Below are 12,528 nucleotides of genomic sequence, written 5' to 3' on the forward strand. Positions count from 1 at the left end.
TTGATTGTATGGCTGTGATTCCTGCTACAAAGTAGTAAAAGTTAGATCATAAAAATACCCCAACCTTGGCAAGGTCACCGAGATTTATTCCATTAAATGACCTTAATTATAAGTATATGATTTGATTACTGGTATATAGTTTTTGGTGGAGTAAAATTTTGATCAATTTAGATCATTTAATGTGGTTTTGGTCACTTCATTTTAGACATTTTAGTTTATAAAAGTCACCTATGTTTTGATGCTGATTTTCGTGAGAAATAATAACAATATATAGTTTAATATAATGATTATTAATAATTTATAAATCGACTACAACATGTAGTAGCGAAGATGCTCAAAATGCACTTACTACGTAACATCAGTTAAATAAAAGTCTCCCACAAACCCAATACGGTTCACTTGGGCCTATGCAGTCTGAAATAGGTTTATAAACTTAATCTGATCTTAAGAACTTAATCTTAGCTTTGTAGAGAAAATCTCTTGAAGGATGAAACGAGTGGATCAGCGAGTAGATGTACTAAATTTTAAAAAACTATTATATCTAATGAGCGTCTTGATCTTGATTAGCCTTGGGCTATGGTGGGGAAGTAAGCTGCTCTCGAATAAAAATATAGAGGCTAAAGTAGAGAGACAGGTTTCAGAGGCTGAGAGGAGTCCTGAAGTCTCAGAGCAACAAATCTTAATTTCTTCAAAACAAATTGAGCAAGTTGGGATCAAATTACACACATTAGGTGCTTCTTCTACTAACATACAAAAACAAATTATTTTACAAGGGCAAGTACAGTGGTCACCAGAAAGCAAAGTTGTACTGACTAGTCCTGTTTCAGGAATGGTGCAGCAAGTTTTGGTACAACCCTTGGCAGAAGTTACCCGGAATCATCATGTACTTGCTGTACATAGTCCAGATTTAATTCAGATTCAAAATGAAATATTGCAGCTTCGTGCTCAACAACAATTAGCCCAGCAAAATTTAACACGTGAACGTAGCTTATATGCTGAAGGCATTATTGCCGAGAAGCGTGTGCAAGAGGCACAGAATCAAGTACAGCGTCTTAATATTAACTTAGGTGCAAAACAGCGAATGCTGCAATTTATGGGAGGAGGGCAGGTAAATAGTCTAAATTCCATTGTCTATGTTAAAAGCCCAACAAGTGGTTATATAGAAAACTTACAGGTTTCTACAGGTCAGTATGTTGAGGCTGGTACAGTATTAGGTCAACTTGTAAACGCTGATTCACCGTTACAATTGTTATTACAAGCTAATTTAGCTGACAGTAAATATGTGCATATTGGGGATGTTGTTCAGGTTGAAGGTTGTGATATTACAGGGCATATACAAAATATCGCTCCAGCACTTGTAGGGAATACACAAACTCAAAATATCATCGTACAAATGGATACCAAACATAATTGTTTGCGGGTGCAACAATTTGTCAAAGTTCATGTTCAAAGTAAGCAGCCAACAGTAATTGCAGCATGGCCAGTACCAAGTACTGCCATAACCTCACAAGATGGTAAACACATTATTTTTGTTAAAAATCAGAAGGGGTTTGAAGCTGTAACGGTTGAAGTTCTATCAGCTGATCAGCAGCAAAGTTATATTACAGCTGAAAAATTAAAACCCAAAATGCAACTTGCTATCAGTGGTGTAGAGCGTCTCAAGGCGGTGTGGTCTGGCTTTGGTGCAGAGCAAGCACCTATTAGCACTACAGAACGTTGAGGTGAGACATATGTTAAAACGTCTTATCGCCTTTTCACTTAGTCAGCGCATTTTAATATTATTGCTCACATTGGCGATCAGTGTGGCAGGCTACATTGCTTTTACGAAACTACCAATTGATGCTTTTCCTGATGTGTCAAGTACGCAAGTACAAATTGTGATGAAATCGCCCGGCATGACGCCCGAAGAGGTGGAAAGCCGTATTGTTGTACCCATTGAACAAGAAATGTTGGGAATATCTCATCAGACAGTAATGCGTTCGCAATCTAAATACGCGATTGCGATTATCACATTAGACTTTGCTGAAGGCACTGACCCTTATTGGGCTAGACAACAGGTGAATGAACGTTTAAGTAATGTGATGTCTGCATTACCAAGTAGTACGTCAGGTGGAATTGCACCCATGACGACCCCATTAGGTGAATCTTTTATGTTTACCTTACATGGGCCACTCAGTGATATGGAAAAACGAACTCTACTTGATCGGGTGGTTCGTCCACAACTTCGTAAAATTGAAGGGGTCGCCGATGTTAACGCTTTGGGGGGACTTGTTCGTACATTTGAAGTGACCCCTAATTTAGAGGCCCTGGCGGCACGAGGCTTATCTTTAACACAGCTACAACAGGCAATCGAGCTAAATAATGCCAGTGATGGTGCTGGGCGGCTTAATGAAAATGGAGAGTCATTACTGATCCGAAGCGATAGCCGCGTCAGAAACCTTGAAGAGTTAGGCGATATTATTGTTTCTAGCCATCAAGGAACATTGGTGCGGGTTAAAGATGTTGCACAGGTACATACTGGAGCACTCACACGCTATGGTGCAGTGACTGAAAATGGCCAAGGTGAGGCTGTCCAAGGTATTGTATTAACTTTAAAAGGTGCGAATGCACGTCAAGTCGTTCAACATGTTCGTGAGCATTTGTCCGACATTGAAAAAACTCTGCCACAGGGTACAACGATTGAACCATTTTATGATCGTGGTGAGTTGGTAAACCGAGCCATTCATACCGTAAGTAAAACGTTATTAGAAGCTATTGTCTTAGTCTTGATTTTACTTTTATTGTTCTTAGGAAACCTAAGGTCTGCTTTAGTGGTTGCGGCAGTTTTACCATTATCTGCACTAAGTACTTTTTTGATGATGCACCATTTTGGTTTAAGTGCCAATTTAATGTCTTTAGGTGGTTTGACGATTGCGATTGGTTTATTAGTGGATGCTGCAGTTGTAGTGGTTGAAAATATTGAAATGCAACTTGCTGAAGCAAAAGAGTCACCGCAACGTTCTTTTTTACCGCCATTAAATATGATTTACCGCGCAGTGTCTGAGGTTGCAGTACCAGTCACAGCAGGCATGATCATTATTATGTTAGTGTTTATTCCATTGGTCACGCTTGAAGGATTGGAAGGGAAGCTCTTTTCACCTGTGGCTTTAACAATTGTATTTGCTTTATCAAGTTCACTAATTTTTTCTTTGACAGTGATTCCTGTACTGTGTTCATTCTTTCTAAAACCGAAAGCACATCACACACCCTTTTTAGTAGCTAAATTAGAAACTGGTTACCGAAAACTTTTGAATCTGAGTTTAGCCCATCCTAAACAGATTTATGTCTTAGCAGGTGGTACCTTACTTCTGGCTGCATTGATTTTCCCATTCATTGGAAAGTCATTTATGCCAACCATGGATGAGGGAGATACTATTTTACAGTTAGAAAAAATCCCTTCGATTAGCTTACAAAACTCAATTGCATTAGATCTGGATATTCAAAAACGTATTTTGGAACAAGTGCCTGAAGTTGAAAGAATTGTGGCACGTACAGGTTCTGATGAATTGGGATTAGACCCTATGGGGTTAAATGAAACAGATAGTTTCATTGTGCTAAAACCACAAACGCAATGGCAAGTCAAAAATAAAGAGCAAATTTTAGAAAAAATTCGTCTTGTACTTCAAGATGTTCCTGGCGTGAACTTAACATTTAGTCAACCCATAGAGATGCGCACTTCAGAAATGTTGTCTGGAGTACGAGGAGATTTGGCTGTCAAAATTTTTGGAAGTGATTTAGACCAGCTTAATGATTTATCAAAGCAAATTGCAATAGTTCTACAAGGCATTGAAGGCAATGAAGATGTCATGACACTCGAAAATTCGGGAGTACAGTATCAAGAGCTGCGAATCCATCGTGATATGGCTATACGAAATCAATTGGACAGTCAAAATGTTCAAGCCCAACTCAAGATGCTCGTGGAAGGCAAAGAAATAGGTTCCATTATTGAACAGGGGCGCCCTGTTCCATTAATGATGAAAGGGGATCCACGTTTGGGAGAGTCGAGTTTTGAATTTTCCAATATTGCCTTGCCAATTGAGAATGCAGCTGCAGTGCCATTGTTATCTTTAGCAGAAGTGGTTAAGACTGAGGGTGTCGTAAAAATTGATCGTGAAAATGCATCACGAATGTCAGTGGTACGTGCCAACGTACGTGATCGTGATTTAGTTAGTTTTGTAGATGAAGCAAAACAATTGGTTGCAGAGAAAGTCAAGTTACCAACCGGCTACTCACTCAAATGGGGGGGGCAATTTGAAAACCAACAACGTGCGGCTGCTCGCTTAATGCTTGTTGTACCTGCTGCATTAACAATGATCTTCTTTTTACTATTTACGACTTTGGGTTCGGTGCGTCAAGCCGTATTGGTTTTCGTCAATATTCCCTTTGCGTTAGTCGGTGGAGTATTTGCATTAGCATTAACAGGTGAGTATTTATCTGTTCCTGCATCAGTTGGTTTTATTGCCTTGATGGGGATTGCTGTACTGAATGGTTTAGTGATGATTAGTTATTTTAATCAACTGATTTCTCGTGGTGTTGCAATTGAGGAAGTTGTTCGTGAAGGTGCTATGCGCCGTTTACGTCCAGTCATGATGACCGCGAGTATTGCAGCTTTAGGTTTGATCCCATTGTTATTTACTACTGGCCCTGGTGCCGAGATTCAACGTCCATTGGCGATAGTTGTGATTGGAGGGCTTATTTCTTGTACTTTGCTGACTCTGATTTTACTTCCTAACTTGTTTAAAAAATTTGGTTTAGCGCGAGATCATCATGTCTGAAATATGCCAACTCTCTATTAACGTGTCCTCTGATATTGCTGAAGAACTTATGGAGCATTTGTGGTTAATTCCTGAGTTGATTTCAGGGTGTACTTGTGTCAACGCACAAGGGTTTGGTAATCGCCAACATTATCGTAATGTTCAGGAAAAAATTCGCGGAGCAACTGAACGGAATCTTATATTGCTGATTGTACAACACGAATCTGTATCATTGGTTTTGGCGCATATTCAGCAAAAATTTAAATCAAGTGATTGTTTTTATTGGGTCATACCTACATTAATTTCTGGTTATATGAGCCAAGGAGCACTTGACTAATGACATTAAATATCAAATTTAAATCAACACTTCTAGGCCAAATTTGGTATCTGTTTGGGTTGGGCTATTGTTTTACAGTGGCTTCGACAGCAATTGCAAAACCTCAACTTGAAGCTGCTTTGCCACCACTTGAAGCAGTACAACAGAGTCTAGTAGAACATCCGAATGTGCGTGCTGCAATATCAGAGCAAGATTATGCAGACTTTGCCCGACAAGGATTAAAAGTAGGGCAAAATCCGTGGACTGTTACAGCCGGTATGCAAGTACGTAAGACGGATACACAACTAGAGCGAAAACAAGCCAATAGTTATGAACCTAGTTTGGGGATAGAAAAACAAATACGTTTGCCTAATAAATACCGGCTAGATCAAGATCTAGCACAACGTATTTCAAGTATTGCAGAAACCCCAACCTTGGCAAGGTTAACGAGATTTTTTACATTAATTTATATTCAATCTATCTATTTGATATTAATATATTTTAAAGGATAAATATGAGGTGAAGTTCGATATGAATTTTAGTGATATGAGATCATTCTGGTCACAAATTTTGGAAAAAAACTGTATCAAAAGTCACATATATTTGATTATAGAAGTATTAAATTTAAAATAAAAATTTACCGATTAGTAAAAATATCTTAAAATGTCTAGCTAAAATATAAATACAGTGGACATGGATTTTATAATCAAAGATCTTTCTATGGAAATATAGAAAGAATTTATATTGATATTTCAATTTTTGGTAATATTCTGGCTATGTTGCACAAAGATTTGAAATGCAAAGCACCCCTAATTGAGCCAAATTTAAGGCATAACTTGGGTAAGTGGTAGACCGAATTCCGTAAATCTGTTGAGGACTGCTACACGTGCATGAATCTCATTGACTTGGCTATCAAAACGCCTTGCACTGAGTTTATCTCCTAATAATTTAATGCAGTGCATCTTAGTTTCAACCAAACTTCGCCGATGATAGCCTGACCATTTTTTCCATAGTGCCCTACCTAAACGTTTAACTGTTCGAAGTAATTCATTTCGCTCTAGCGAGCTGCTCTTTGTATCTTTCCATGGTTGAATCACATATCCGATTTGATAAAAACAATGATTAACAACATCACAAGTTTAAATACGCCTAAAGCCTTACCCTCTGATATTTTGAATGAAAAGCTAATATTTTTACTATCCTCTGACATCGTGAAGTTTTTCGAGGTTAAATTTAAGTCTGATAAGACATGTCCAAGCTCTTGTTTTACTTTCGAAGAAAGTTCCAAGTGAATATATTTTTTGGGAAATAAGTCATTAATGAATGAGAGAAATTTTTTCAATTGACGCTTTTCATTCACTGCGAATTTAAACTCTGAGGAGTTGGATTGCACCTTTTCAAGATAAATTTCGATAATCTGCATTAACTCTTTTTTATGATTTTTATATGCAATTACATAGTTATTTTCTGCATAACCAATGAGCTGTTGCTCAATCTCATTAGTGGGCAAGCTGGTAATTAGTGCATTAGGGTGCTTTCGCAAGAAGTCAGTGGTAAATAACTTAGATGATTTTTTTTGATTGATACACGTCGTTTTAAGTTGAGAAGCCGTATCACGAATTTTTATTGCAACTTGCAGTGGAATGCTTTCTGGGAGTAATAGATGATCTTCATGGGGAGTTGAAAGTATATGATGTAATAACTTGAATGTAAGATCCGAATCATGGGCTCCAAGCACAAGTGTATTGGGTGCAGCTACGTGTAGCTCCTTATAATTATGATCATATTCCTTATATGGATGAAGCGTTAACTGCTTATAGAGAAAAGTGTGAATCGCTCTTTGCTGTACGGGGAATGAAGTATTATCTTTACAGTGGAGTATGTTGAAATAAGCTTCTTTTGTGAGTGGCGTATGCATTTGATTGAGTTGGTATGTAATGGCTAAATGTGCAAGATGCAGATAACTAGAACAGGTTGTCGATGGGGTTAAGTGCCCAGCTAAATGTGCTAATGCGTACCAAGTTTGTTGTGTATTGCCATGCCTTAATAAAGCATAACGGATTCTCATTTGTTCATTAGCGGAATAATCAGTAAAGTGATTTGCAAGAGGGGATTCGGCTAGTACGAGATAGAGATGGTTAATTGCTGAATGTCTAAGGCTGTGATAAGTGCAACGATGCTCAGGGTAAACAGAATCTAATATTGTTTTTAAGAGTTCATTGACTTCATTTTTATGGGTTTCTTTGAAATTTTGTTTAATAAATAACGGTTGTTTCAGGGAATATCTCTTTTCTAAAAGCTCACGCTTACGATTATTGATGTAAGTCATTAATGATTGTAGTTCATCGTGTTTGAGAAGATGGTGTAAGGCAATTTTTCGGTATGCGGAATAGCTTTTTTGATTTTTATTTCGATGATTTCGGATACATAGAGTCAATTGATCCGCATTTATTTGAAAATCATTAACGAAAATATTTAAGGTCTCATTGATCCGCAATCCAACTTTAAACCCAAGGGTAAAGATATGCTTAAACATCGACTTATCCAGACGATGGATTTCAGACATAGACTCGAGCGCTTGAAGGGCTTTGTGAAAAAGATGGGGTGAAACGAGATCAGTTTTACAAATTTTAATCGTCAGCAAATTTTCTAAGTTCACGTCAGGTGCGTTAAAAAATAACACTTGTTTGTGATGAAACTCACTTAAGCGTTTCTGCGTGTTTGAGCGAGTTTGTTCTGCTTTTAACGCTAAAATTTCAGCATAAAGTTCTTCATAATCTATCGCTGTGAATGCATGAATGTTTTTACCTTGGGTTAAATAAAGCCAGTGGAAGACAAATTGCGAGAAAAAGGTATTCAGCGAGCTTCGTTTAAGAGGCTGAAAGTCTGCATGAATTAGTGTCCTTGAAAGTCTCTTTTTACTGCAAATAATTTCATTCAGTTTAGCTAGTTCATTGCTGTTAAGTCTTGAACGAATGATTGCCCAAAAGACAATACGTTCTATTGAAGGTGAAAGTTCACGTGCATACAGTTCAATGAGTTTTTCGACATAACCATCAGCACGAAGAATCACGCGAATGTCTTTCAAAAAGTTGGTTAGTCCACTTTCAATATTGCCTTTAATACTCCGTTCATTTTGTTCGAGGATTTTATATCGAGATCTTGTGGCAGGTGTATCAAATTGATGAAAGTAGACGGCTAATTGTTTTTTGAGGGGGCTCGAACTTGGAATTTCATGTTTTAATAATCCTATAGACATTTGATCAAGCTGAGCATTTTTCAAAAATTGCGTGAAATAGAAAGCGTATTGAATCAGTTCTTTATATCGAATTTTTACATCAGGCAAATATATACGAATACAGTCATTAATGACGTGTTCAGGGTCTAATGCTTGTGTAAACAAATCTTTTTCATATTGGTTAAGTCTGAATAACCAACATTTAACGATATCGTGTATGACGATGGTTTTTGTGTAAGTTGTACTGTGATGAGGATGATCAATTTTTTTATTGCCATACTGTGAATTGGGTATTTCAAGACTTATGAAATGATCTTTAGTATCTAAAAAAGAGTCAAAACTTTTTTTTGTTTCAATGATGTGTGAAAATGCTTTTAACTCTGCCTCATTCCAAACACCATTAAAGAGAATAGCGCTTATTAATGCAAATCCATGGCAATGTACGGGATGATCAATGGATGTTGTGTGCCAAAGATGAGTTAACCTTTGTACAAATAGGACGATATTTTTGCCGTGCTTGATGGTTTCAATGCTTTGCAGTGGCATAACAGATTCATAGATTACAGGGCTACTCGGAACTGGATAATCAGTACCTTTGGCAAGATTGAGACGTTTGATATATTTTGCTAATTGTAAACGTCCAAAACGATATGATTGTAAATTGGAACCCGCTTTTTCTAAGAGTTTTTTGTCGATTTCGTTGCATATGCTTTGAAAATTTGCATCTGTTGAGCATTCAAATTTTTCCGAGAATAATGTAATCAGTGATTTAATTTTCGCATTATTTTTTTGCTTGCGACGGAGGCTATGTGGATGATTACTCATATGAAAGTAACCTCATTCAAATTGGACATACCCTTTAAGTTTAATATTGCGACTAATTTATCCTGAGCATTTCTAATTTGACTCAAGTTAGTTGGCTTAAAGCTAGAATATTTATCAAAAAGACCCTGCATATTTTCATCATGTCCAAAAATGGATTTGATAATGTCTTCATCACAAAACTGTGCAAAGAAATAACGACAAAAATGTCTGGTCCAATTTTTTTGCAGATCTAAGTTTTCATAAATATGCTGCAGATCAGACAGGCCAAACGGTCTTAATTTATGTTTATCTTGGAAAAGGAGAATAGGAGCTTGCCCATTGAGAACATCTTGAATGGGTTGGATATATTCAGAAGGATAGAGTATTTGCATTAAGGTCTTAAATTTATTTAAGAATGCCAAATAATGCTGTATTTCTGCTTTAAGAAAATCATTAAAAGGAATACATCGTCCAATCGTGCTCGCGTAACGCTGCTCTTTATCTGCAACACCCATTATCTGCATTTCAAAATCAATATAGTCTAAATTAGGTGGAAAGGAGTGACTTGGTCGAGCTGAAGTAATGATCATGCAGATGTGCCATAACCAAATAGAATAATGATTCAGGCAAGAAAATGGGTCGGCAGCTTGTCGAACACAGCGGTCGAGTTCATTAAAGAAGGCTTGGGCCAATGCTACATCTGGAGATTGCTGACTTCCGAACGATATTGGACTACTCAAGTTATGAATGTACTGAGTATCAAACGTAGAGGTAACTAATTTTAAAGTTTGTTCATAGCTATCTAATAAATCAACCACTGTCGAAGAAAAATAATTGCAGGACACATAGTGTTTAATACTCATCCCAGCCAGCAATTTGCTTTCCAGTTCGTAACCGAGTTCATTTAAAGTAATATCACTGATCAAACGAGGCAGATTTTCTGCTGTAAGGTTAAATGTCAAATCTTGACCAATAGTTCTTAAGTATTCATTCACCTCGGATTCAATATCGCCCATATCCCATTTTTTAAGTTGAATTAGGGTCGAAAAATATGATTGAGGCAAGGGAATAGCATAGCTGTTTGTGGTGTTCAGCTTATGCTCTTTGAGTTTGATGTGATTACTTTTAAAAGTAGAAACGTCAAATGATTGCTTAAAGTAACATTCAAATTTATTCAAATACAATTTTTTTGTGCGATTGGATTCACATGGTTTGTTGCTAAAACTTACTATGTCCTTATAGTGCGTGAGGCTTAGTACTGAAAATAACAATAAACTATGAATAGGTGAGTCTGTGGCTTTTTCAAGTATGCGTTGCATAATGAGCTGAGCTGTCAATAGATCATAAACACGCGGATTTGATTTACTCATCAAATTGTTTTTTTGATGATGTTGTGCTTGTGCCATTAATTTAATTTTTTGGAAAGCTAAAGAATGTTTTTCCTTTTCATCAAAATTAAAACCGTGATCTTGAAGCGTGGATTGTTCCTGATCCTCAATATCATAAGTATCCTCATTACTGCGAAAAGTTGTGAACAGTAAAACTTCATCATCAAGTGAAACTTTTTTATGTCTATATGTTGGTTGATCAATTGACTTAGAAGACTTTCTGGTTTGACTAGAATGCGTACGTTGTCTTTTTTGCTGTGTAACGATGAAGTTATAAGCATTCTTAATAACACTTAAACGATTGATATCTTCTTCAGACAGACTTGGTAATGAGCGTTTTATTCGCTTTTTATTTTTACCAATAATAGAATCTAGCTGATTGATGAGCTCTTGTAGATCTGAAGGAATCGAAGTTAAGGTCTTATATATTTTGTTTTTATCGTGATTCGCTAATCTAAAACATCTACATATATCGCAGATAGTATTTTTATATTTTGAAGTAATCTCATTAAAATTGTTTTCAGTTATATTCTCTGTCTGAGCAATAGATTCAAAAGATTGAATGTTGAAAACTGCCCATTTCAAGGCAATCAATTTATTCTCTGTGGACACATTAAATAGCGAAAACAAATAATGAACTAGGGGTAACTCGGTTTTTGTTCTCTTAAGTTCATTTTTCTGCATTAAATCTATGAGAACGTTTCTTTCACTAGATTTTGTAAAATCTTCTAAGCGAATATTTTCTTCTATTCTTTGTTTATTTATTTTAGCTAAGCCTGTATAAAAAGCCTTGAAAGGTGCTAAATCAACTTTCTCGTAATTTAGATAGGCATGTCCAATCATGTTCATACTTATTGATCCTTTAACGCATTGAGTATGTTGTTTAATGAAAATTGAGCACTTGATTGGTTTTTTGGAAAGCTTGCTGGACTTTGTCTAATTGAAAGTTTTGTGATTTCTCTAAGGGTGTCTAAGGACAGTTGATTGTAGCCAAACACTTGATGTAATTGAGTAGAGGTATAATTTTGATTCAAACAATTTGCGAGAACATCAAGCTTAGAGATGACTTTAAACTGCTTTGATTCTAGTAAATTTAAAACATCCCGTAGAGCTGAAAGAATATTCTCATGATGATCAAGATTCTGATATCCCTTGAATTTAAATTTCAGCGATGGGTCATAGAAATATCCATGTATTCCTGCGAAATGGCTTGTAAATAAATATGTATCTTCCTTATCTGTAATGATGATAGGGATTTCACATTTTGCATCTGACAGAAGTTTAAAAGTGAACTCACGTTGTTGAATCTCAAGCTGAGAAAAAAGTGCATGCCAACACACAAAAGCATGGATGCTTTGTGGGTAGCAATATAAATTCAGGTTTTTGGATGACACCCGAAATGTTTTTAGTACTTTATTCGTTGAATTTGTCATGAGTAAAACCCAATTTTAAGACTGCTTTAGATGACTTTCTTCTTTGGTTGATCGTATTTTGTTTGTGTATTCTTAATATATGCAGGAATTTTTATAATGTAAATATTTTGATGGTTTTATTTAATTTTTATTGCATTTATTTTTTGAAAAATACGTTTATTGAGATTCTTTGGTAAAAGAATACTCATGCCTCATTGGTATTATAATACTCATGGATTTAAATATTTTTACTGCCCATAACTTTTTATTGTGTGTAGTATTTTTTTATATAAATAAATCAATTTATTGCTTTATTTGAATTGTTGTGAGAATTAAAAAATATGCACGTGATTGATTATATGAGTCAGAGATGGATCCGTAAATTTGAACAACTCCTAAGTTGTCATTAAAAAGTAAACATGTATTCTTTTCCGAATTGGTTTGATACTTTCTCCACCCATTGCTCTATTTTATCAGCTGTCATGACTTGAAAATCTCGCCAATAATATTTCATCTGCTTCCATACCATCTCGATTCGATTTAACTCAGGGCTATAAGCTGGAATAAAATACAGATT

8 protein-coding genes and 1 pseudogene are annotated in these 12,528 nt (G+C 36.1%); 4 read left to right on the forward strand and 5 right to left on the reverse strand.

Annotation, left to right across the window (positions count from 1 at the left end):
• Positions 1 to 496: 496 nt before the first annotated feature.
• Genes FTU66_RS10520 through FTU66_RS10535 form a run of 4 tightly spaced genes read left to right on the forward strand, consistent with a single transcriptional unit; the run spans position 497 to position 5,621 of the window.
• Positions 497 to 1,720: an efflux RND transporter periplasmic adaptor subunit gene (locus tag FTU66_RS10520; protein ID WP_004974297.1), complete on the forward strand. Its 1,224-nt coding sequence runs from the start codon at positions 497 to 499 to the stop codon at positions 1,718 to 1,720.
• 10 nt (positions 1,721 to 1,730) lie between these two features.
• Entirely contained in the window at positions 1,731 to 4,814 is a 3,084-nt protein-coding gene (locus FTU66_RS10525; RefSeq protein ID WP_004974298.1) for an efflux RND transporter permease subunit, read from the forward strand.
• Positions 4,807 to 5,130: a DUF3240 family protein gene (locus FTU66_RS10530; protein WP_004974301.1), complete on the forward strand. Its 324-nt coding sequence runs from the start codon at positions 4,807 to 4,809 to the stop codon at positions 5,128 to 5,130. Before FTU66_RS10525 ends, FTU66_RS10530 begins: the two co-directional genes overlap by 8 nt.
• Complete coding sequence (locus FTU66_RS10535) at positions 5,130 to 5,621, forward strand: hypothetical protein (RefSeq protein WP_257222086.1); 492 nt, start codon at positions 5,130 to 5,132, stop codon at positions 5,619 to 5,621. The genes FTU66_RS10530 and FTU66_RS10535 overlap by 1 nt, the downstream gene beginning before the upstream one ends.
• Positions 5,622 to 5,933: 312 nt before the next feature.
• On the opposite strand, the pseudogene FTU66_RS10540 reads toward FTU66_RS10535, so the two are convergent.
• From FTU66_RS10540 to FTU66_RS10560, 5 genes and pseudogenes are all read right to left on the reverse strand, one after another.
• Positions 5,934 to 6,200: pseudogene (locus tag FTU66_RS10540) on the reverse strand (IS5/IS1182 family transposase); the annotation flags it as partial.
• A 2-nt stretch (positions 6,201 to 6,202) separates the two neighbouring features.
• Positions 6,203 to 9,172 (reverse strand): tyrosine-type recombinase/integrase, encoded by a 2,970-nt coding sequence (locus FTU66_RS10545; protein ID WP_180112773.1) that lies wholly within the window; start codon positions 9,170 to 9,172, stop codon positions 6,203 to 6,205.
• Positions 9,169 to 11,388: a hypothetical protein gene (locus FTU66_RS10550; protein WP_180112774.1), complete on the reverse strand. Its 2,220-nt coding sequence runs from the start codon at positions 11,386 to 11,388 to the stop codon at positions 9,169 to 9,171. Before FTU66_RS10550 ends, FTU66_RS10545 begins: the two co-directional genes overlap by 4 nt.
• Before the next feature lie 2 nt (positions 11,389 to 11,390).
• The gene (locus FTU66_RS10555; protein WP_004895799.1) at positions 11,391 to 11,972 is read right to left on the reverse strand and encodes a hypothetical protein; all 582 of its coding nucleotides are present in this window, start codon (positions 11,970 to 11,972) and stop codon (positions 11,391 to 11,393) included.
• 385 nt (positions 11,973 to 12,357) lie between these two features.
• The coding region (locus tag FTU66_RS10560) for a transposase (protein WP_180112775.1) at positions 12,358 to 12,528 on the reverse strand (171 nt) is incomplete at its 5' end.

Origin of the sequence: Acinetobacter sp. YH12131, assembly GCF_013418635.1 — a bacterium.
Lineage (GTDB): Bacteria > Pseudomonadota > Gammaproteobacteria > Pseudomonadales > Moraxellaceae > Acinetobacter > Acinetobacter towneri.